We start from the raw sequence: 22,995 nt of genomic DNA, 5'->3' as shown, positions 1-22,995 counted from the left end.
CTGCGTGAAATAAAATATCAAGAAATAATAAAATCTTTATTTACATCCATGCAAGTGAATGAAAACGGTCAGATCGCTGAAATAGGAGAAATGAAAATGGGCGATCAGTGGGTACAGGTTTTTGAAATGTTATCCACCAAAGTGGATTAATTGAAAGTACTATGAATTTTTAATGAAATGTAAATATGGATCTACAGTCGAATCATTCATCAACCTGGTCACTTCCGAAAAAGCTGTCCCTCCGTTTTGCCTTTATTTTTACTGTACTGTTTATCTTTCTTTTGGATTGGTATAGCAATGCTTTTTCTCTTGGGCTATACATGTCGGGAATGGTTGACAAAGGGTTAAATGCCATGGTTCTTTGGGTGGGAGAGAATTTTTTTGGAATTGATTATCCCATTTTATCACCAACACCGGGGAATCACAGCGACAGTACCTACATCTATATCCTCTATTTCACTATGATTGTTTTGGCTATTTTAGGAGCCTTAGTTTGGAGTGCCATCGATCGAAAACAAAAGAACCTGGATCTTGCCTATTATTGGCTTTGTGTCATTATCCGATACTATCTGGCCATTAATCTGTTTGCCTTTGGGCTGGAAAAGTTTTTCAAAGCACAATTCCCCGACCTTGGCTTTTACCAATTATCAGAACCATTGGGAGACATGACGCCCATGAGTCTGGCTTGGGCTTTTTTCGGATACTCCTATGGCTACAACCTTTTTATGGGCTTGGCAGAAAGTGCTGCTTTACTGTTGCTCTTCCGTAGAACCACCACCTTTGGTGCCCTGCTTACAGTAGCTGCCATGAGTAACGTGGTAGCTGTCAATATCAGTTATGATATCCATGCCAAAATGTTCGCTTTGATGCAATTGGTATTGGCGCTGTTTCTGTTGCTGCCTCATATTCAACGTTTGTTCAGGTTCTTCTTTACCGGAGAGGCTGTAGCGCTTCCTGTACAACAAGCTCCTGTTTACAAAAAGAAATGGATTCGAGTTACCGTGCTGGTATTTAAGTGGGTGGTTATTGTAGTGCATGTCGCCTATTTATTAAATGATTATTGGGGATTTTATACCCGAGCCCAAAATCGACCAAACGATGAATTATCAGGGATTTATGATGTTGAATCCTTTGTGGTAAACAAGGACACGCTTTCATTGGATAATTCAACACGTTGGAATCAGTTTGTTTTTGAAAGAGGCAGGAGTGCTGTTCGCATGAACCGTGACAGCGTTGTATTTGCTTTTACAGATTTTGATGAAAAACGGGTTTTTGTTTATGAGGATAGGATACAGTTGATGTTGCAGGTACAGGAAATCTACAGAGAGCAGGGAAGTTTTGAAAAAATGGATTCTTTGCTTATTGAAAAACAAGCCGGAATTGTCTTGTATTATGATTTGCTTGACGCTACAAGGGTTGACTTCAAAGGTAAATTTAACAATGACTCTTTATTTATTTCTGCCAAACGAATTCCCATCGAAATCAAAGACTTTAGGCTGATGAAAAGTAAAATAAACATAATCACAGAAGAGCCCCGAATGTATTAGATCCTAAGATGATATGAATAAAAACCATACTCGATTTTACCTGCTCTTGACTATAACATTGTTGCTCTTTGTTCTGATCGGCTTCAGCCGTACTTTTTATTTAAGGTCATTCTTCGAACAGCCTGAACGTTGGCAACTTGACCAACTTCCAAGTGTCTATGTCATTCACGGTATGGTGTTGACTGCTTGGTTTTTGCTGTTGGTGATGCAGTCTGCAGTGATCAATCTTCGAAAAGTATCCATCCATAGGAAGCTTGGATTCGCTATGGCTGGTTTAGCGATTTTGGTAGTGTTTACCGGGATTCAGGTAGTGCTTGATTCTACACCAAGGTCTATACGAATGGGTCTTCTTGATCCGGAAAGTATTAGCGAAATGAGAGGGCAATCTTTTCCCTTATTTCTAGATCTCTTCTCCCTTGTGGTTTTTACAGCTGCTATGGCAGTAGCTCTTGTATTTAGAAAAAATCCGGTGCTTCATCGAACCTCCGTTTTGACCGGTTCATTCGCATTTATGGTGGTAGCGCTCGCACGGGCAACAGCATTTGTGTTTCCAAGTTCCGGGCTAGGTCTGCTGGTTGCCTTATTTTTCCTGCTTCCCATTCTATTGGTGGTGCATGACTGGGTTAAATTCAAGCGCTTCCCCAAATATGCTTTCATAGGATTAATGGTCTTGTTGCTTATGGTCGTTTTTGCATTTGTAATTCCGCAAACAGATTGGGGATACCGCTTTTTTGTGAACTATTTGAGTGGGCTAAGTAAGTAAAATCAATTTTTTTAATATTAAAAAAATAGTTAAGTGATTGGAAATACTTTTTTAACAAGGAATATATAAAACCTTAAAATCAATACTATTAACATGAATCAACGCTCCCGCTTCTACCTCATCATCACCATCCTGCTTTTGCTGGTGGTATTGTTAGGCTTTGGCCCAAGATTTTATCTGCGCCCGTTTTTCGAACAGCCAAGGCATTTGCAAATGGAGCAGCTGCCAATCTATTTGATCCTTCATGGTGTATTGATGACTTTGTGGTACGCACTACTCGTGATGCAGTCTGCCTTGGTGAATACCAAAAATATCAAATTTCACATGAGACTGGGTTGGGGTTTGGGCGTGATTGCTATTCTAGCAGTCATATTTGCTATTCCGGTCATGATGGGCTTTGCACCAAGGATGCAGGCTTTAGGATTCTTGGATGTCCATAATACAGAAAGGCTGTGGCTTCAGAATGTGATGTGGACGAATGATTTGTTAGCCTTGATTACTTTCGCAGGAATGGTGGTAATAGGCTTCCTCAATAGCAACATAAAACCTCTACACCGCACGATGATGCTGTTCGCTTCCATGGCATTTACCGGCCCTGCCACCGGTCGAATGTTTGAATGGATGGCTCCATCGCTGTTTATGGAAGGCACGGTGCTACTGTTTGTTTTATTTCCTTTATCCGTTGTGATACACGATTGGGTGAAAGAAGGGAAATTTCCAAAGTATCCCTGTTGGGGCCTTTTGGCTTTGCTATTGATGATATCCTTAACCTTTCTGTTGCCCTCATTTGAGTTTTGGACTGCCCTATTTAAGAGCCATTTGGGTTGAGCTTAATTTGATCCAAATGCTAGCTATCACATCATTAGGGTATTGTGGTTCAGTAAAAATTGAGTCAATTTTAATTAATTAACAAAAACACTTTGTATGAAAAACTTATTTGTACTCACCCTACTAGGAACCATAGCATTATCCTGCTCCTCACCCAACCACAACCTCCTTATCACCAATGTCAATGTGATAGACGTAGTCACCGGAGAAGTGCTTCCCAACCGTTCCGTGGCTATTGATGGCGATTCCATCACCGCCATTTATACCAAATCCATCAAATTTGGCAAGCAATCTGAAGTGGTAGATGGAACGGGTAAGTATTTGATTCCAGGGCTTTGGGATATGCATGGTCACTATCATTGGTATCCTAAAGAGAATGATCTACTCATGATACCAAATGGAGTGTTGGGTGTTCGTGATCCTTGGGGTGACCCAAAACAAGCCAAGCGATTAAGAGAGGAGCATAGTAAGGGCACGAATATGGGCGTAGATATGTATACTTCAGGGAGCTTGATAGATGGCAAGCCCAGTTATTGGGGATCGGCAGAAGTTGGCACGCCCGAAGAAGCAAGAGACATGGTCAATTGCCAAATAGAACATGGGGTTGATTTTGTGAAACCTTATACTGAATTGAAAAGGGAGGTGTATCTGGCCTTGATGGATGAAGCCAGACAGAAGGGAGTTACCGCTGCAGGACACGTGCCAATTTCAGCAACTCTGGAAGAAGCCGTTGGAGCAGGACATAGAATTGACGACCATATTTATGGTATGGAAAGTTTGTTTTACATCCAAGAACAGATTGATGAAATGCGTCAACTATTCGAGTCTAGAAAATACAATGAATTCCAAACTTTACGCTTTAAATATAGAGACAGTAGTACAGCCTCTAAAAATCTAGAGAAACTAAAAGATAAAGACATTTGGTTTTGTCCAACTTATGTCACCTTAAAGGGCGTATTGAGAATGTTTAAGGAAGAAATGAAAGCTGATCCCAGAAATGAATATGTACCCATAGTGATAAAGTATCACGGGATGAATAATAGCATTAAAGATTCTTGGGCAGAAGACGATGTTTTTAATACATCAAGGCCGGATAGTATTCAATTCGAAATGGATAAAGCTGAAGTATTAAAGAATGAAGAACAAATTAAGATGCTTATTCAGTCTGGGGCAAAAGTTATTGCCGGGACTGATTATATCATTCCATACATTTATCCCGGTTTTAGCCTACAGGAAGAAATGCAAACCTTCGTTCGCTTGGGTATGACGCCACTACAAGCCCTGCAAACGGCCACTATCAATCCCGCACAAGCCATGAAAAAGGATAAAGTGGGTGAAGTAAAAGTGGGCAAAAGTGCTAATATAGTGTTGCTCAACGCTAATCCGCTTGAGGATATTCATAATGCGCAAGATATCTATTCCGTTGTCCTTAGAGGGAAACATCTGGATCGTACCTACTTAGATGGGATGCTCAACAAGGCAAAACAATTGGCAAAAGCCAAACACATCCATGAATGGTTTGCTCCCCGTTTTGAAGCCGATGGGGTGGAAGCCACCATACAAACATTCCTGGACAACAAAGAAAGTATTGATGAAGAATTTCCCATACGTTGGAACATGTTGCAGTCTGCCGCACGGATGTTTTTGAGAGATGAGAAAAAGGAAGAGGCGTTCGCTTTAGTAAGATTGATGCATGACCTATACCCGGATTTTGTGTATGCTTTTGCTTTTACCGGGGATATTTATGCAAAGGGTGGAGACAAAGAAAAGGCACGAGTCACTTATGAAAAAGCCCTTGAGATATATCCCTGTTTTAATATCGTAGAACGTTGGATCAAAGCACTGGATGAACCGGTTGCTTTTGGTCAGAAATTCAAAAGCAATGAACCCGAGTTTTTGGCTGCTAGGATACCGTGTATGCATCATACCCATTAATGAATTTACTTTTAATTAAGAATCTTGTGAAAAACCTATTTGTACTCATCCTACTAGGAAGCATAGCATTATCCTGCTCCTCACCCAGTCACAACCTTCTCATCACCAACGTCAATGTCATAGATGTAGTCACCGGAGAAGTACTGCCCAAACGCACCGTGGCCATTGATGGCGATTCCATCACAGCCATTTATACCAAATCCATCAAACCTGGCAAGCAAACGGAGGTGGTGGATGGTACCGGAAAATACCTGATACCCGGACTTTGGGATATGCATGTGCACAATAACTGGAACTACGAAGACACCAATGACCTGATGCTGGCTAATGGAATCACAGGTGCGCGGGAGATGTGGGGGGATATGGCCATTAGAAGAAAAATGGTGGAAGAGAGAGCGGAAGGAAGGCCTATTATTGATATATATTCGGCAGGAGTTTTGACGGATGGGGCTCCTAAAATTTGGCCTTCGTCAGCGGAAGTGACTGATCCCACAGCTGCGGAAGCATTGGTAAGGTGTCAAGTTCGGGCAGGAGCTGATTTTATAAAAGTTTATTCCAATTTGGATAGTGCCTGCTTTTTTGCGATTGGAAAAACAGCCACTGAAATGGGGGTTCCCTTTTCAGGCCATGTTCCCTATAGTGTTCCTATTGCGGATGCCCTTGAGGCTGGTATGCTAACTTCAGAACATTTATATGGATTGATGGAAGTTGGTTTTTCGGATCAAAACAATAAGCAAATAGATAGTCTATACAATGCGGGTAATATGTTGGAAGCATTGCAATTCACCTTGGACCAATTTGAATTTGATGTATTGAAAGAAAAGCTAAAGGCTTTAGACCTATCCAAACACTGGTTTTCTCCTACCATGGTCACCTTGCGTGGTTATAAGTTAATGTATGACAGTGTATTTAGAGCAGATACCAGGCTTGCGTACTTACCTTCCTATATGACTAATGACTGGACACCAAGACGGACTATGGGCAGTCAACGCATGATGCCAAGTCTAACCTCAATGAAGCAATTGCAAAAGAGAGATGTAGAAGTTCTAAGTGTTTTGATTGAAAATAATGCTCTAATCATCGCAGGTACTGATTATCCCAACCCGTGGGCCTTTCCAGGTTTTAGCATGCATGATGAACTGGAGATTTATGTGCAAGCTGGCATGACTCCTCTGCAGGCCTTGCAAACTGCCACCCTTAACCCATCCAAAGTGATGAATAATGACCGCATAGGCACAATCGAAAAAGGAAAACTGGCAAGTTTGGTGCTGCTAAATAGCAATCCTTTGGATGATATCAATGCAGTTAGGGATATTGAAAGCGTGATGCTAAGAGGGAAAGTTTATGGTCGCTCTACCTTGGATGAAATGCTAAACAAAGCAAAAAAGAAAGCTGCTTTACCTGACGTGATGACCCTTTTAGGACCTATGGCAGAAGAAGGAAAGTTGGATGAATTATTGAATCTATTGGAAACCAAACTGGATAGCCTGTCAGACCATTATCACATGGCTTCATTGGAATATGGACTTAACGGCATGGGGTACCAAAGTTTGAATGGTGAAAAAGGTATTGAATCAGCAGTAGGGATTTTTGCTTTGAATACCCGATTGTTTCCATATAGCCAAAACGTTTGGGATAGCTTTGCTGAAGGGTTTTTGATGCAAAGCGATACAACCAATGCCATACAGTTCTACCAAAAAGCTTTGGATATCTATCCCTGTAATCGGGAGATTGAAAAGCGATTGATAGCCTTGAACCCTTAAATCCTTGAATTCAAGAAACTTTTCAAAAGTTTTGAGCTTTGGAAAAGTTTTAGCCTTTCTTTTCTCGACAACTTGTCAAGGAACTTGTATAATTATTCAAAAATTGATTATATGACATTAATAAAGCACATAGGGGAGTTTAAAGCCCGGTTTTCTGAATTAGTAGAAATGATCAAAAAGGGTGTGGTTATCAAAGTCATCAAGGGAAAATCAGGAGAACTTGTCGGGTACTTCGGGAAGAACATAAAATCAGAAAAGACTTTTAAGCGAAAACTTGGATTTTTTAATAATCAAGGGATTTCAATCAATAAGGAAGACCTTCAGTGGTCGGATGAAGAACTCGAAGGAATGAGATTATGATGTATTTATTGGATTAATGGTCTGATTGGTTTGAAATTCATGATTTTGAAATCGGAACAATACTGAATTTTCACGGTATAAATTTTTGATTCCTAAAAATATTGTTAGGATTTTATTTTTCTCTTGATTAAAACTTCATGGGTGAAGTCACACAACCTAAATTCTTTTTAATTTTATTCTATTGTATATTAGTAACACAGTATCAGTATTCGAGTCAGCAAACCAACTTATGTCATGGATTCCAAAATAAGCTTTAAAGATCTTTTGAAAATCGCAGTTACTGAACTGCGCGATTTAACTACTGTTTCCAATCCTGATTTCAGGTTGGAACAGGCGGAATTTAATGATTCCCAAAAGGAGTGGGATATTGTTGTGTCATTTTTAGTTCAAAATTCCAACCTGAAAAAGTCTGTTTTTGAAATTCCATCATTTAATTTGGAATATGAAAGAATTTATAAAAGATTAAAGATCAGCTCACAAAAAGAAGTTCTAGGATTATATATGTTTGAAAATTAAGTATGGTTTTAATTGATACTAACGCCTTGGTGGTTTTAATGATTGGATTGGTTGATGTCAGGCAAATAAGGTCACATAAGAGAACATCTATTTATGAAGAAGAAGATTTTCATAATTTATTTGCAATGATCCATGACATTAAGGATTTAATTGTTTTGCCAAATGTTTGGACGGAAGTAGATAACCTCCTCAACAACTTCCAAGGAAATTTAAAAAGCACTTACATTTTTAAAATCACTGAAGTTATCAAAAACACTACTGAGAAGTATATAGAATCCATAAAAGCTACAGAAAAATATGCTTTTTTCGATCTTGGGATTACAGATTCACTTTTATGGTCCTATGCAGAAAAATGTGATCTCTTAATTACTTCAGACTCAAAATTATCAGATTTTGCAATTGCAAGAGGTGTGAAAGTTTATGACATGGTTTTGGAAAGAAATAAAAGGTTATTACTATGAAAATGGACAAGAAAGCATTTGCCATCCAAACTTTCGAGGAGGCAGCAGACCATCAAAAGCACTATAAAAATCTACCAGAAGAAGAAAAGAAGGATCTTTTTTTCAAACTGATGCAGGCGGCCTATGGCTTTGTCGGAGAAGATTGGCCAAAAATGGATAAGAATCATTTTGAGGTGAGACCACTAAGTAAGAATGAAAAAAGTAAAACTTAATGTATTTAATGATGACTTCAAAGAATTTATTGAAAGTTTGAATACGTTTGAAGTTGACTATATACTTATTGGAGGGTACGCTGTTATTCTGCATGGATACAATCGTACAACAGGTGACTTAGATATTTGGGTAAATCCAACTGAAATAAATTATACAAAACTTATAAAAGCATTTTCATTTTTTGGTTTTCCTACGAGCGCAATTGATTTAAAAAGGTTTTTAAATCAAGAAACTTACAATGTTTTCACATTTGGAAGACCACCAATTGCTATTGATATTGTTACTTCAATTCAAGGAGTAGAATTTAAAGATGCAATTCAAAATGCAAGTGAAGTACAAGTTCAAGGGATTGTAGTTCGGCTTTTAAGTTTGTCAGACCTTATTCTGACTAAGAAAGCAGCAGGTCGATTTAAGGACTTAGATGATATACAGAATTTAGATAATGAGTAATAGAGGATTTTTAAATGTTTTGGCGGTTTTAGCAATGCTTTTGGGTTTCCCCAAAAATACCTTTGCCCAATCTCCCCCCACCATCCTGATCACCTACCACTCCGAATCCGGCAAAACCCAAGCCATGGCCGAAGCAGTAGCAAAGGGAGCAGGCGAAGTCCAAGGGGTTGCATATATCCTCAAGCCTATAGCAGATGTAACTGAAGTGGAAATAAGAAATGCCTCTGCCATTATCCTGGGATCCCCGGTTTACAATGCGAATATGACCCCACAAGTGCAGGAGTTTATCAATTCCTGGCCCTTTGCAGGCAGGCCTTTAAAAGATAAGATTGGAGCGGTTTTCGTCACGGGTGGAGGATTTTCTATAGGAGAAGAAGCAGTGATGTTCAGTATGATCCGTGCTATGATGATCCATGGGATGGTGATCGTAGGAGGGGATGAATTGGAAGCTGCTTTTGGGGCATCCGCGATTACCGAGGAAGGTGATTATGGTGGTAAGGAAGTGCAGGAAATATTCCTGTTAAAAGCGGAAGGATTGGGAAAAAGGGTGGCTGAACTTGCTTTGTCCCAGAAATAATCACATTTTCACCAGACATCAGCCAATAGTCCCAAAACCAGGTTGCTCTATTTTTAATCCAAAGAAGCTTCCATCTACAGCATCTGAAGAAGCATTTTCTTTTTCCCTATTTGGTAAAAATAAAATCTCCTCTTCAGCACACAAAAACCCAAGGAAGTATTCCTGGATTTTGACTATCTTGAACAATGAAAAAACTGCTCTACCCTATCGTTGTCATTTTTCTTTTTTTCCATTGCAAACCCAAACCTGACCCCACTGCATTTTATATGCCTGCCGAGTGGGAACCGCAGGAAGCCGTTTATATGGGTTGGGACGGTAACCTTAAAAAGGATGACACCTCTCATTTGATCACTGCCAATATCATCAGGGAGCTTCAGGAGGACATAGACGTGGTACTTTGGGTGACTTCAGACAGTTTGGAGCAGGCGGCCCATTATTTTTTGACTGAACTTCAGGTACCCCTGGACAGGGTAGAAATTGCACGTGTTGCTGCCGAAAAAGTTTTTTGGTCCAGAGACAGTGCCCCAGCTTTTGTCATCAACAAGCAGGGTGAAAGAAAAGCCATAGACTTCAACCACACCGGTTATTTCAGGTATATACAGCGCCTGATAGATACTGGTGCCGATTCGGCTGAATTGGCGAAAGAATACCAAACCATTGACAAAATGATGACCATAGACAGCTTGGTGGCGGTGGAAAAAGGAGAAATCCATGAAAAATCCTGGATGTTTGTAGAAGGAGGAGCCTTTGATGTAAATGGAAAAGGATCATTGTTGGTGTCTGAGTCCTTTCTGTTTCGAAATATATCGGAAGAAATGAGGGATACGCTGACCAAAAAACACTTTGAGGAAGAATTCAACAGGACTTTGGGGGTGACCAATGTGATCTGGCTTTCAGATGGATTGGCTGAGGATGGAGCTGGATTTTTCGGTAAGTATTTTTCTCCAGGCACCAATGGTCATGCCGATGAGTTTGCCAGATTTGCCAACGAAAACACCATCTTGTTGGCTTGGGTGGACGAATCGGAAAAAGACCTCAACCCAATGAAAAAAGCCTCCTTTGAACGGATGAACAAAAACCATGACATCCTAAAAAAAGCCCTTGATCAGGATGGCAAACCATTCCGTATCATCCAACTCCCCATGCCGGCACATGTCATAGAGGACAGGATCTTGAATCCTGAAACAATGAAGAAGGAAGCCGCAAGAAAGTATTATGAGAGGGAGGGATTTGCCGAAGGCGATACCTTAAAATTCGTAGCGGCAACCAGCTACATGAATTTTCTTTTCACCAACGGCAAAATCATTCTCCCTTCTTTTGTCAACCAAGGAACTTCACCAGAAAGAGAAAAACAGGTTGAAATGATTTTTGCTGACCTTTACCCGGATAGAAAACTTGTCTTTTTAGACGCCACCTATGTCAATACCTTCGGAGGTGGCATTCATTGCATGACCCGACAGGTCCCAACTAGGGCATTCGATGTTAAATAATTTTCGATTTAGTAGTACAGGTATTTGGTGATTTCTATACCGCTGGGTCCAGCCGTTTTTCGTTCCATCACTTTTCCCATGTTGTCAAAAGTGTAAGTGAATTGATAAGTAAACACATGTCCATCTTCCTCTATGACCATTTTGAGCGGCAAGGCCGGCTGAAGGATCAAGCCTGGGATTTCATCGTAAAAAGGGAGGGGATTGTTTGCCGGAGAATAGGATTCGTAAGTGACTTTTTTGACTATCTCATATTCTATATGGGATCGAAATTCATAATCCGTGATCGATTGTATGCTGCCATTGCTGTAATAGGTAAATGCCCGATATCCCAATAATCCCAGTTCTCCTGATGGCAAAAGTCTCATGAGTTTTAAGGCTTGAGGTCTGCCGGTTTCATCAATTTCGTATTCATCTATTTCCAGAAAATCATTGAAGTTAGTTCGCTCTGCCTTTTTCAGGTTTCCATTTTCGTAAAGGAATTGCTGCTGAGGCTGACCAATGTCACCACTGATTCTTATGATCTTTCCGGAATCATTGTACTGATACAAGTTTTGGGCAATCAATGGTTGAGATTCATGGTTCCTATACAAAACCCGCTTATAGCTTCCAAAATGTGTGTATTCATATTCCCTGTGATGGTATCCCAACCCTTTCGTTTCTATGGATTTGAGGAGTCCGACAGATTCATTGTCCAAAATCGTCAGGTCAAAGAAAAGATTGGCGCCTTTGATCAACCCATCTGAAAGTTCAAAAATCTCAAAGCTAAATTCCTTATGGCCCAAACTGAGGTTATCATTAATTGGCCTAACTTTAAAAGAAACTTCTGCGCTTCCTTTTGGTATCAGGATGGTCAATTCTTTACTTTGATTGAAAGAAGGTTCTGTTTCAAAAGGCAAACTTGTCGAATTGCCCTGAATCTTCACCTTGATGGTTTCGGAACGCTGTGCGGGAACAGATAAGGAAATTTGAACATCAATGCCTTCGTCGTCATTTTCCATTAAGGTGGTTTCAGGAGCATGGAAATTAACAACAGGGGTTTTGATGATTGGCAACACTTCGTTGTCATTGCAAGACAGGAGCGCCAAAGCTGAAATGATTGTGATCAAAAATTTTTTCATGGTTTATAATAATTGGTTTTTTTAGCTTGATGAGAATTCATGAAAAAGGGTTGCATAGGAATAAACTTAACGGCCCATTTTTTTTGTCACCACCAGCATTGTTTAAATAAAAAAATGTGAATATCACATGATTAGGTGATACCAAACTTCCTGATTTATAGTTACTTTTAGCAGATTCTTTTATCCATACGTCGAACTTATGAACTTACAAACCACCGCAGAGGTAGAATTGGTCGATCAGTCTCCCAAGCCCGCTGTTCTTTCCAATCGGATCGATATTATCGACATAGTCAGAGGAGTTGCATTATTGGGCATACTCCTGCTGAATATCCCCTATTTTGCTATGGAAGAATACTTTTCAGAACCCTGGTCACAGGACACTTCCAATACCAATTTTTGGGTTAGCGCGGTCAATACGGTGTTTTTTGAGGGTAAAATGAGGGCTTTATTTTCTATGGTTTTCGGTGCTGGGATAGTGTTGTTTACCTCCAATAAAGAGAAATCCGGGAAATCTGCTACTGGCTTGTTTTACAAAAGAATGATCTGGCTAACCTTGTTCGGCTTGGCCCATGCCCATCTTTTGCTTTGGATTGGGGATATTCTCTACTTTTATGGATTGATCGGCATGATGGCCTTTCTTTTCAGAAAAATGAAACCCAAATACCTGGCCATGGGTGTGCCCATAGTCGCTATCATAGGATTTGTCGCCAATACACTTTTTATGCAGAATATCAGGGGCAAGTATTTGGATTACAAGGAGGCGATCGCTTTGCAGGAAGCAGGAAGTGAATTGGGAGAAAAAGAAAGGGCAGCCTTGGAAGCTTGGGAAGAAACCCGCAAGGAAATGATACCCAATAAGGAAGAAGTGAAAGAACATACTGCTCTGATGAAAGGAAGTTACTCAGAAGTGGCCAGTCATATCAGACCTATGGCTTGGGATGGGCAGTTTAAGTATTTTGTGTTTTCCATTTGGGACATGTTGGCCTTGATGCTCTTGGGAATTGCCCTTTACAAATGGGGCTTTCTGACCTTGGAGTGGACTCAGCAACAGTACATAAAGACCATTTGGATTGGATATGGTATCGGTTTGCCACTGGTGATATTTGCTTTTATTTACAATAAAATCCATTTTCCAAATGTAGAATCGGCTTTGATTTTTATTGAAACCCATTCCATCAATTGGGTGTCTTTGATTTATGACTTCCAGAGGATTTTGATCATGATGGCCCATGTGGCTTTGGTGATGGTCTTGTACCAAAAGGGGTATTTTACCCGATTGATGAATGGATTGAGAGCAGTAGGGCAACTGGCTTTCACCAATTACATCATGCATTCAGTGATCTGTACCCTTGTCTTTTTCGGTTATGGACTCAACCAATATGCGGAATGGGAATACTATCAATTGTACTACCTCGTACTTGCGATTTGGGTATTCCAATTGGTCGTCAGTCCAATTTGGCTGAAATATTTTCTTTTTGGACCTTTGGAATGGCTGTGGCGTTGCTTGACTTATGGGAGGATACAGCCTTTTGTGAGAAAATAGAGCACAGCCATGCACCTGAATGGGCTTTTCAATTTAATTGATTAATTCAATAGGGGAATTTCCATGGAGCCTGTATCCATATCCACATTTTCCTATATTTGAGAATTGTTTTCTTACAGCTATGAATAAATCAATCCAAACCCTTTTAATGATCCTTTCAGGAATGAGTATCGCATGTTCAAATGACAAACCGGCTTCCCAATTACCCGATGTACAGCCTCCGCTAGCTGAAATCAAAGCTTATGAAATAACCTCCAAGCACGGAGACAAAAGGGTAGACAATTACTATTGGCTCAATGACAGAGAAAATCCTGAGGTAATCGATTACTTGACAGCTGAAAACCAGTATTTTGACACCATGATGGCCCATACCAAGGGTTTTCAGGAAATGCTTTTTTCTGAAATGAGAAGCAGGATCAAGGAAGATGATTCCTCTGTACCTTACAAGTTGGACGATTATTACTATTACAGTAGGTACGTAGAAGGCGGCGAATATCCCATCTATGCACGTAAAAAAGGCTCTTTGGATACTTCAGAGGAAATCATTATGGATGGCAATGAATTGGGTAAAGGTAAATCTTTCCTTACCTTCTGGACTTCAGTCAGCCCTGACCATAACCTTGCAGCCATCATCATGGATACCGTGGGGAGGAATTTTTATACCGTTATGATCAAAGACCTCCGAACAGGTGAAATGCTCCCGGATAAGATAGAAAACATCAGAAGCGATGCTGTTTGGACCAGTGACAACAAGTCTTTTTATTATTCGATTCCGGATATGAAGACCCTGAGAAATTATCAGATCAAAAGACATGTTTTGGGCGAATATGCTACACAGGATGAAGTAGTATTTGAAGAAAAAGACCAGACCCTGAGCTGTGGAGTTGGGAAGACCAAGTCCAAAAAATACATCATTATAAGTTCAGGGCGTACAGACGCTTCTTATGCCATGTATTTGGATGCAGACAATCCGGGTCAGCCGAAGTTAATCAGCCCTGTGCAGGACAATGTTCAATATAGCGTGGACCACGCGGGAGGTGATAAGTTTTACATGTATACCAACCATGAGGCAGTCAATTACCGATTGGTGGAAGCCCCTGTTTCAAACCCTAGAAAAACCTCGTGGAAAGACGTGATTCCCCACAGATCAGATGTATTTCTTGAAGGTGTGGATTATTTCAAAGATTTCCTGGCCATACAGGAAACCAAGCAAGGTCTGGCCAATATCAGGATTATCAAAACTTCTGACAATTCTGAACATCAGATGGAATTTGAGGAACCTACCTATTATGCAGGTTTGGGCTACAATCCCGCATTTGATACCCAAATAGTAAGGTATTCCTACACTTCTCTTACTACGCCTAATTCCACTTATGATTACGATATGGAAAGCCGGGAGAAAACCTTGATGAAAGAACAGCCTGTTTTAGGGGATTTCAATAAAGAAAACTATCAGACAGAAAGAATCATGGTACCCGCCCGGGATGGCAAAAGAATCCCCATGTCAATTGTTTACCGAAAAGACTCTTTCAATAAAGATGGCAAGAGTCCGGGTTGGATCTATTCGTACGGTTCTTACGGCTATTCTACAGAACCAACTTTCAGCAGTACTCGATTAAGTTTGTTAGACAGGGGATTTGTCTATGCCATTGCCCATATCAGAGGTGGTCAGGAAATGGGAGGTGAATGGTATGAGGATGGTAAAATGTTGAACAAGAAAAATACCTTCTACGATTTCATAGATTGTTCCAGATGGTTGCAGGACAATAATTATGTGGCAAAGGATAAGCTCTTTGCGTCCGGTGGAAGTGCAGGTGGACTTTTGATGGGAGCGGTGACCAATATGGCTCCTGAAGTTTACAAAGGCATTGTCTCCCAGGTTGCATTTGTGGATGTGATTACAACCATGGAGGATGAGACCATTCCATTGACCACCTTTGAATGGATGGAATGGGGCAACCCCAATATCAAAGAACAATATGACTACATGCTGTCCTATTCTCCTTATGACAATCTGGAGGCAAAGGATTATCCTCACCTGCTTTTGACTACCGGTCTTCATGACTCTCAGGTCCAATACTGGGAACCTGCCAAATACGTGGCAAAGCTAAGGACACTAAAAACTGACAACAACCGACTTTTCCTTTATACCAATATGGATGCAGGTCATGGAGGTGCGAGTGGCAGGTTTGAAAGACTAAAAGAATTGGCTAGGGAATATGCTTTTCTATTTGATATATTGGGTATTTCTGAGTGATTGACAAGAAAAGGGTAGGAATGGCAATATTGGGAAAGAAGTTTTTCTATTCTCAAGTCAGGCGTAAAGTTAGATGAACCCATGGGGTCCTGGTATCCTCAAACTATATGGACATGGTTAACAACCTCCACCATCTGGTTGCAGAAGGATTCCATAAAATTTCTGGGATAAATTGCTTCCTCCATAGAAATTGAGTAGTTTTTATTTGCCAATAAAGCCTTTCAGATTTAAATCCAAACCCGCCCTGACATGAAAATCAAAACCAAATTCTCTTTCTCCTTTTCTAAATGGATGAGATCTTGTTCATTTTTTTTCATCTGGCTGTTACCCTGTTTTGTATTGGCCAATGGGACCCGTCTTTTACAGCAACCTGATGTAAGCCAAAGCCACATAGCATTCGTTTATGGAGCTGATATTTGGCTGACTGGCCTACAAGGGGGAGAGGCCAAAAGATTGACGAGTACCGCAGCTATAGAGAAAAATCCTAAATTCTCTCCAGATGGAAATCAAATTGCCTTCAGTTCCAATAGAACCGGGACTTTTGCGGTTTATGTCGTATCGGTGGAAGGGGGCACTCCCAGGCAACTTACCTGGCATCCATCTTCCGCCAATGTGGTTGGTTGGACTCCTGATGGCACGCACATTCTATATGAAACAAATAGAGATACCGCACCGGTTGGATTTAGTAGATTATGGAAAGTTCCTTTAGATGGTGGACCTTCAGAGGTTTTTCCTCTCCCGCGTGGTGTAAGGGCGGCCTATTTGGGAGAAGATAAAATGGTAGTAGAACCTATTTCCCGTTGGGATGTGACTTGGAGGGCGTATAGAGGTGGGCAGAATACTTCCTTGATCATAACAGATTTGAATGACCTTTCGGAGATCATGATCCCCAATGAAAGGACCACTGACATTCACCCTGTAGTCCTCAATGGCAAGGTGTTTTTTCTTTCCGACAGGAACTGGGTTACCAATGTTTGGTCCTATGACCCAGCCAATGAAACTCTTGTTCAGGAAACTGAATTTGAAGGATCTGATATCATGTGGCTGTCAGGCAATGGAGAGCAGTTGATTTATGAAAAAGACGGGATGCTTTATTTATTTGATCCTCAGCAAAAAAATTCCAAACAAATTGAAATTGAGGTAAAGGGAGATTTTCCATGGGCAGAGCCACGATTGGAGAATGTAACTTCAAGAGCAACCAACGCAAGCCTTTCTCCCAATGGAAAGCGGATTCTTCTTGAAGCGCGTGGAGAAATATTCACCGTACCAGTGGAAGATGGAAGTCCCAGAAACTTAAGCCGCAGTTCCGATGCTGCGGACAGAAATCCAATATGGTCTCCTAAGGGGGATCAGGTAGTCTGGTTTTCGGACGAAGGTGGAAAGGGTTACCAATTGATGATTGCTGATCAGGAAGGCTTAGAAGATCAGAAAAAAGTTTCGCTTGGAGAGGCAAAAATGGTATGGGAGCCCACTTGGTCCCCTGATGGCAAAAGCATTGCATTTGTTGACAACAAAGTGTACCTGAAAATTCTAGATGTGGCAAGCGGCGAAATCAAAACAATTGATTCCGGAGGTATCAACATAGAAAGAGGAAACATGAAACTGGAATGGTCCCCGGATTCCCAATGGCTATCCTACAGCAAAACCGGACCCAACATGTTCAGAAGGATCTACCTCTGGTCGATGGAAAAAAATGAAACAAAACCCGTAACCAACAATCTGGCTGACTCTTTTTCTGCCACATGGGATGCCTCCGGTAAATACCTGTATTTTCTGGCCAGTACAAACCTGGCTTTAGGCTCAGGCTGGGCCAATACCTCTTCCATTTCAGCTGAACCAGAGCATGCTGCTTACCTCATCGTACTCTCCAAAGAGGAAAAAACGCCATTTCCATTGAAAAGTGATGAAGAGGAGCCCAAAAAAGAAGATCCTGAAAAAGACAAAAAAGAAAAAGAAGAGGGTGAGGTCAAGGTGAAGATTGACTGGGAAGGAATAGAAGAAAGAACCTTGTCATTATCCATCCCTGTGAAGCCATACAATTTCATTCTTGCCGGAAAAAAAGGAACCGCATTTATCGGCGAAGCCAGTCCAAATGGACCGGGCGTAACGCTCCATAAATTTACCATTGAAGGGAAAAAGTTTGAAGAATTCACCGAAGGGATCAATAGGGTGAAAATTTCCCATAATAGGGAGAAACTCCTGTTCTTTTCTTCTGGAAATTGGAAAGTAGTGCAAGTTGATAAAAAGCCCGATGCGTCTGAGGGTCTGGTCAAAATGGAGTTACGGATGGAGCTGGACAGAAAAGAAGAATGGAAACAAATTTTCAATGAAGCATGGAGATATGAAAAGGACTATTTCTACGACTCCAGCACCCACGGTAGGGATTGGAATGACGTCTTGGACAGGTACAGTCCACTTGTTCCTTACATTCAGCATAGAAATGACTTAACCTACCTCTTAGATCAATTGAACGGGGAGTTGTCCGTGGGGCATAGTTTTGTCTTTGGTGGAGATTTTCCCGCTGTAGATACCATTGCTACAGGTTTGTTGGGAGCCGATTATGAAATTGCAAACGGGAAATGGAGAATAAAAAGAATCTATACAGCCGAGAGTTGGAATCCAAATTTGAAAGCCCCCTTATCAGAACCTGGGCTAGAGATTAAGCCAGGTGATTATATACTTTCAGTAAACGGTCAAGAGGTGGATGCTTCCACGGATATTTATGAGGCCTTTAAAGGCACTTCCGGAAAGCAGACCATTATACATGTACACAATCAACCTCAGCTTAGTGGAGCAAGAAAACTATCTGTATCGCCCATTGGTTCGGAGGCAGGTTTGAGACAAAGGGCATGGGTGGAAGATAACCGGAGAAAAGTAGACGAGCTGTCAGACGGAAAACTAGCTTACGTCTGGGTGCCCAACACAGGGGGTTCAGGATTCACTTCCTTCAACCGGTATTTCTTTGCACAGCAGGATAAATTGGGCGCTGTAATTGATGAACGATTCAATGGAGGTGGATTGCTGGATGATTATATGGTGGACCTGATGACCAGAACACTCCGTGCCGCCATCACCAATGAAGTCCCCAATCCAAGACATTTCCAACTTCCTGCTGGCATTTTAGGGCCTAAGGTATTGCTAATCAATGAACTGGCAGGGTCCGGAGGAGATTATTTCCCATGGGTATTCAGGAATCAGAAAGCAGGACCATTGATCGGTAAAAGGACCTGGGGTGGTTTGGTTAAATCTTCAGTCCATTATTCCTTCATTGACGGTGGGGCCATGACTTCACCAGACAATGCTGTATTTGATCCGATCAGAAATGAATGGATCGGTGAGAATAAGGGAATTGCCCCAGACATAGAAGTTCATATAGATGCTGTTTCACATTCGGAAGGAAGGGATGTACAGCTGGAGCGAGGGGTAGAAGAGGTGTTGAAATTGATTGAAACTGAAGGCCCAAAACAAATCACTCCCCCACCCTTTCCCAAACCTGCTACAAAACCAGGAATAAATTAAGACGCCTTAAAAACTTGGCGAATACCCAGTTTAGCCTTAACTTCATTTTAGTAAACTATGGAATTATAAGAACCTCAGGCCTTATGGAAAAAAAATTAATGAGATCCAGTTCGGACAAAGTCATCGCAGGAGTTTGTGGGGGATTGGCCAATTACCTGGGTTGGGAATCGGACAAAATACGAATTGGCTATGTAATTTTATCGGTCATCAGTGCTGGGTTTCCCGGCATCTTGATTTACCTGATCCTTTGGTTTGTTATGCCTGAGGATTTTGCGTGATTGAAAGGTTTATCCCCTTGAATGTAAGGCCATCCTATTGCCTTCGGAATCCAAAAACAAGCCCATGTACCCTATGTCTTCAGAGATAAGGGTTTTGGGCTGTAAGGACTTACCTCCTGCTTGTTCCGCCTTGATCAGCTGCGTGGTCACATCTTCAGACGAAAAATAGATCAATACCCCTTTGCTATCACTGGGTTGATACATTTCATGCTTGACCAAAGCCCCTGAGGTACCTATTCCAGACTCATTAAAAGGGAACCAACCCATTAAGAAACCATTGAAGTCCTGAAGCTGGATTTCAATTTCAAATACAGTTTCGTAAAATTTCTTCGCCCTATCCATATCGGTTACAGGGATTTCAAACCAGCCAACAGGGTTATGCTCCATGGTCGTTCAAGTTTATCGTTGGAATAATCCACTAAAATCTACAAATTCCTCATTTTATCAAAGCTTCTAAGCATTTTTGTTTTTCGGTCAAGTGCAAAAATCGTTAAAAAATTAAAGAAAAATTAAGCAGCTGGTATCACAAAAATACAAGGGCAAATTTTAAGGCATTACCTGGCCTAAATCTCATAAATTTTTGAGATTTTTTTTAAATAATTGTAAAAAAATATTGGAAGTGGATTTCTTAGACGGACTACATTTTAATATATACCATCAGGAAAAATCTGTTTTTATCCGGTAAAATTCAGCCGGACCCATTCGTTAAAACATTGACTATTAATGGATTCTATAGTTAAATTGAATAAGCATTGTTTGGATTTGATTCAAATATTTATGAAATTAAGGGTCTAATCATTCAGCTGCAACGGTCAAAAACCCAGCACATCACCCATGAAGGATTAGAAAGGAATATTTTTAAGTTTATCATGCTTAGTTACCCAAATGAAGACTTAAAACTTTATGGAAGTATGGTTTGCTTTCGTTTTTTCCTTTGAGATTATTTGAATTTATTTTTGTATTATTTTTAACTTAAACCATATATCATGAAAAAGTTAGCTTTGCTACTCGTTCTGCTTCTTGGTACCTGTATAATGGTACAGGCAAGGAGCTACAAAAAAATGGAAAGGTTGGAATCCAAACGGTATAGATTGGAAACCAAACTGCACTATTTGAAACAGAAAGAAAAGCCACCCATCATCAGGGAAAAGGCAGTAAAGAGAAGGTTGGGAAGGGTTCACAGAAAACTGAGAAGAATGTAAAAAATTTACCGGTTTTTTGACCTAGACAGGTAATATTCATAAGGCAAAACCATTTGAATAATTCCCTGAAATACTAGCCCGATGTAATTTCTAACACTAAAAACCAGAACTCGGAATGGGTTCTGGTTTTTGTTGGTGGATCTGGATTTTATCAGTAGGCTAACAAAACTACATCATTTAACACCTTCTAATGCTTCAATAGCATTTACCAGGTAAGCAAAAGGTGCATTCCAGTTGATGGCGATTTCATTGGAAGCGTAAGAACAAGTTAGATCGACATAGGATTCATCCGGTACATCACTGGGGTAGTCACATTTGTCTTGTTGACCTGGATTTGGCCCCCCTACCAGAAAACCATGTACTGGTAATTTCTCAGGTTCGGCTTCAGATGGCCTATGATGTGGGTTTTTAGGGGATTTGTGTCCAAAACCAGTTACATAACTAAAACCAGTGGCATTCCTGCCCAAAATGTAATCCAGATTTCCAATGGCATGTTTCAGAAACTTATCCTCCTCAGTCAACAAATAACTTTGGATGAGAGCAATTCCCTGATTGGCAGCCACCGAATTGGATCCCCACACAAAATCGCGGGCACTTTGTCCCATAACAGTATGGTAGGAATGTTGTGAAGCACTTTTAATGTAAGTCTCTGTTGTCTCCAATAAACTGCTTGTGAGTTTTGCGATGAGACCCTCCGGAAGACTATTCAAATGATCACGGTGCCTTATCAAGGAATAATAACCCAACCATTTAACATTTCCCCAGCTGGGCAAAGAAAATTCTCCAATATCCCCTGGAAAATTTTGAAGGTATTTCAGGTTGTGTGTACTGACATAAAGTTCAGAGGCAGCCCATAGCCATTCGTCCTCCAGATTTCGGTCTCCATAAGCACCTGTCTGTATTGCAGGAAAATACATTTTGTTCATTTCATTTTGATTGTACAAAACATTAGGATGCTTGACTGCCCATTGCCAAGCCATCTCGGCAGCTTTCAGACAAGATATGGCCATGTCAGGGTAATAATCCTTGAACACCCTTGAGGCCTGGGCCATTACCGCTGCAAAATCCAAAGTGGCAGCAGTACTTTTGGCTACCACGTAGCGCTGACTGGTAGCTTCATGTGGCATGACCATGCCTTCAAAATTAGCAGTAGTCAACTTATGGTAAACCCCACCGTCATGAGGATCCTGCATGTCCATCATCCAAAGGAGATTCCAGCGAATTTCATCCAGTAAATCAGGAACTTGATTTTGAGATTCAGGAATATCTAGGTTTAAGTTTTTGACATAGCCTGGGAAGTCCTCGTAGAGTCCCATCAAAGTTCCCATAGTGATCCCACTGTTGACGATATATTTGTTATAGTCCCCCGCATCATACCAACCTAATGGAGCAGAAATGATAGTGCCCTCCGGTCTTTCTGGAGATGCGGCTGAGGCATGTACCAATACCTGATTATCAGGATGACCTGCTGCCCTTGCCCATAAACCGGCGTACTCCTCTGGAAGATCAGTTGATACCCTTTGGTAATAAAAAGCTTTGATTGCGGCTTGGCCCAAAGCACGATGCACCTGAGATTTTATCTCAAAAGTATATGACTCTCCAATTCCTGGTAACTCAAGAACAAATGTCCCTGATTCTTTCAAATCGGAAAAATTGGCCCATCGCGTGGTTTTTGGAGAAAAAGAGACTGACCTGGTCTCAGAAAGCTCCCCTTCGAAGACAACCCGATTCGCTTTGGTGTCTCTGATAAAAAAAGGCCTACTTTCCGCGGAAAGGACAACAGCGATTTTAGACTGTTCCGGATAGAACCCCAGTTGATTCAGCCGAATGGACTCCAAAATAGGCAAAGTGGATTTTTGGGCCGCAGATTGAAAGGAAATCAAGCCTAAAAAGACTAAACCAATCAGTAACTGGCAGATGGTGTGTTGTTGTATCATTAGTAGGATATAACTAAGTTTGATTAAATGTTCTTTGAAAGCTTTTTTTCATAGGGTTGCTGAACTTTACCTATTTATGGGAATCAATCATGAATCTTTACCGCAAAATTTGGCTCCATTCCGAATCAATCAATCAGGGAAAATCTTGATTAGTTCCCGCTACATAAAAAACAGAAACATCAATTAGGATTCTTTTTCGCCATATTTGAGAAGGAGAAGCTTGAGAAATTTTCATTGC

The 22,995-nt window shown here is 40.8% G+C and carries 20 protein-coding genes; 17 read left to right on the top strand and 3 right to left on the bottom strand.

The features are described from left to right. Positions 1 to 185: 185 nt before the first annotated feature. The 12 genes from H1A14_RS17450 to H1A14_RS17395 all read left to right on the top strand — a co-directional run bounded on the left by H1A14_RS17450 (position 186) and on the right by H1A14_RS17395 (position 10,903). The gene (locus H1A14_RS17450) at positions 186 to 1,547 is read left to right on the top strand and encodes a hypothetical protein (RefSeq protein WP_194777569.1); all 1,362 of its coding nucleotides are present in this window, start codon (positions 186 to 188) and stop codon (positions 1,545 to 1,547) included. A gap of 13 nt (positions 1,548 to 1,560) precedes the next feature. Next, complete coding sequence (locus tag H1A14_RS17445) at positions 1,561 to 2,310, top strand: hypothetical protein (RefSeq protein WP_194777568.1); 750 nt, start codon at positions 1,561 to 1,563, stop codon at positions 2,308 to 2,310. A 93-nt stretch (positions 2,311 to 2,403) separates the two neighbouring features. Next, complete coding sequence (locus H1A14_RS17440; RefSeq protein WP_194777567.1) at positions 2,404 to 3,138, top strand: hypothetical protein; 735 nt, start codon at positions 2,404 to 2,406, stop codon at positions 3,136 to 3,138. A gap of 96 nt (positions 3,139 to 3,234) precedes the next feature. Beyond that, positions 3,235 to 5,073 (top strand): amidohydrolase family protein, encoded by a 1,839-nt coding sequence (locus H1A14_RS17435; RefSeq protein ID WP_194777566.1) that lies wholly within the window; start codon positions 3,235 to 3,237, stop codon positions 5,071 to 5,073. Positions 5,074 to 5,099: 26 nt separating this feature from the next. After that, positions 5,100 to 6,836: an amidohydrolase family protein gene (locus tag H1A14_RS23365; protein ID WP_194777565.1), complete on the top strand. Its 1,737-nt coding sequence runs from the start codon at positions 5,100 to 5,102 to the stop codon at positions 6,834 to 6,836. Positions 6,837 to 6,947: 111 nt separating this feature from the next. Next, the gene (locus tag H1A14_RS17425) at positions 6,948 to 7,196 is read left to right on the top strand and encodes a hypothetical protein (protein ID WP_194777564.1); all 249 of its coding nucleotides are present in this window, start codon (positions 6,948 to 6,950) and stop codon (positions 7,194 to 7,196) included. A gap of 234 nt (positions 7,197 to 7,430) precedes the next feature. Next, entirely contained in the window at positions 7,431 to 7,712 is a 282-nt protein-coding gene (locus H1A14_RS17420) for a hypothetical protein (protein ID WP_194777563.1), read from the top strand. Positions 7,713 to 7,714: 2 nt separating this feature from the next. Continuing rightward, entirely contained in the window at positions 7,715 to 8,173 is a 459-nt protein-coding gene (locus H1A14_RS17415; protein WP_194777562.1) for a PIN domain-containing protein, read from the top strand. Continuing rightward, positions 8,170 to 8,385 (top strand): hypothetical protein, encoded by a 216-nt coding sequence (locus H1A14_RS17410; RefSeq protein ID WP_194777561.1) that lies wholly within the window; start codon positions 8,170 to 8,172, stop codon positions 8,383 to 8,385. Before H1A14_RS17415 ends, H1A14_RS17410 begins: the two co-directional genes overlap by 4 nt. Continuing rightward, positions 8,366 to 8,836 (top strand): nucleotidyltransferase, encoded by a 471-nt coding sequence (locus H1A14_RS17405; RefSeq protein ID WP_194777560.1) that lies wholly within the window; start codon positions 8,366 to 8,368, stop codon positions 8,834 to 8,836. The genes H1A14_RS17410 and H1A14_RS17405 overlap by 20 nt, the downstream gene beginning before the upstream one ends. Beyond that, positions 8,829 to 9,413 carry a flavodoxin family protein gene (locus H1A14_RS17400; protein ID WP_194777559.1) on the top strand — a complete coding sequence of 195 codons (585 nt, stop codon included), beginning with the start codon at positions 8,829 to 8,831 and terminating at the stop codon, positions 9,411 to 9,413. Before H1A14_RS17405 ends, H1A14_RS17400 begins: the two co-directional genes overlap by 8 nt. A 185-nt stretch (positions 9,414 to 9,598) precedes the next feature. Next, positions 9,599 to 10,903 carry an agmatine deiminase family protein gene (locus H1A14_RS17395; RefSeq protein WP_194777558.1) on the top strand — a complete coding sequence of 435 codons (1,305 nt, stop codon included), beginning with the start codon at positions 9,599 to 9,601 and terminating at the stop codon, positions 10,901 to 10,903. 8 nt (positions 10,904 to 10,911) lie between these two features. Here the strand turns inward: H1A14_RS17395 and H1A14_RS17390 are convergent, their stop codons facing one another. Further along, positions 10,912 to 12,021 (bottom strand): hypothetical protein, encoded by a 1,110-nt coding sequence (locus H1A14_RS17390; RefSeq protein ID WP_194777557.1) that lies wholly within the window; start codon positions 12,019 to 12,021, stop codon positions 10,912 to 10,914. 199 nt (positions 12,022 to 12,220) lie between these two features. On the opposite strand from H1A14_RS17390, the gene H1A14_RS17385 reads away from it, so the two are divergent. The 4 genes from H1A14_RS17385 to H1A14_RS17370 all read left to right on the top strand — a co-directional run bounded on the left by H1A14_RS17385 (position 12,221) and on the right by H1A14_RS17370 (position 19,618). Next, on the top strand, positions 12,221 to 13,564 hold the full coding sequence (locus tag H1A14_RS17385; RefSeq protein WP_194777556.1) for a DUF418 domain-containing protein: 1,344 nt from the start codon (positions 12,221 to 12,223) through the stop codon (positions 13,562 to 13,564). A 121-nt stretch (positions 13,565 to 13,685) separates the two neighbouring features. Beyond that, positions 13,686 to 15,821, top strand: coding sequence for a S9 family peptidase (locus H1A14_RS17380; RefSeq protein WP_194777555.1), 2,136 nt, complete (start codon positions 13,686 to 13,688; stop codon positions 15,819 to 15,821). A gap of 249 nt (positions 15,822 to 16,070) precedes the next feature. After that, on the top strand, positions 16,071 to 19,340 hold the full coding sequence (locus tag H1A14_RS17375; RefSeq protein ID WP_228527840.1) for a S41 family peptidase: 3,270 nt from the start codon (positions 16,071 to 16,073) through the stop codon (positions 19,338 to 19,340). Between the two features lie 83 nt (positions 19,341 to 19,423). Next, positions 19,424 to 19,618: a PspC domain-containing protein gene (locus tag H1A14_RS17370; RefSeq protein ID WP_194777554.1), complete on the top strand. Its 195-nt coding sequence runs from the start codon at positions 19,424 to 19,426 to the stop codon at positions 19,616 to 19,618. 9 nt (positions 19,619 to 19,627) lie between these two features. Here the strand turns inward: H1A14_RS17370 and H1A14_RS17365 are convergent, their stop codons facing one another. After that, positions 19,628 to 20,005, bottom strand: coding sequence for a VOC family protein (locus H1A14_RS17365; protein WP_194777553.1), 378 nt, complete (start codon positions 20,003 to 20,005; stop codon positions 19,628 to 19,630). A 599-nt stretch (positions 20,006 to 20,604) separates the two neighbouring features. On the opposite strand from H1A14_RS17365, the gene H1A14_RS17360 reads away from it, so the two are divergent. Further along, positions 20,605 to 20,820 carry a hypothetical protein gene (locus H1A14_RS17360; protein ID WP_194777552.1) on the top strand — a complete coding sequence of 72 codons (216 nt, stop codon included), beginning with the start codon at positions 20,605 to 20,607 and terminating at the stop codon, positions 20,818 to 20,820. A gap of 173 nt (positions 20,821 to 20,993) precedes the next feature. Here H1A14_RS17360 and H1A14_RS17355 read toward each other — a convergent pair whose 3' ends face one another. Continuing rightward, a complete protein-coding gene (locus tag H1A14_RS17355; protein WP_194777551.1) occupies positions 20,994 to 22,757 on the bottom strand; it encodes a glycoside hydrolase family 9 protein in 1,764 nt (587 codons plus the stop codon). Between the last annotated feature and the right edge of the window lie 238 nt (positions 22,758 to 22,995).

This window comes from Pararhodonellum marinum (assembly GCF_015354735.1).
In the GTDB taxonomy this organism is placed as follows: Bacteria; Bacteroidota; Bacteroidia; order Cytophagales; family Cyclobacteriaceae; genus Pararhodonellum; species Pararhodonellum marinum.
This window is presented reverse-complemented; position numbering and strand designations above follow the sequence as displayed.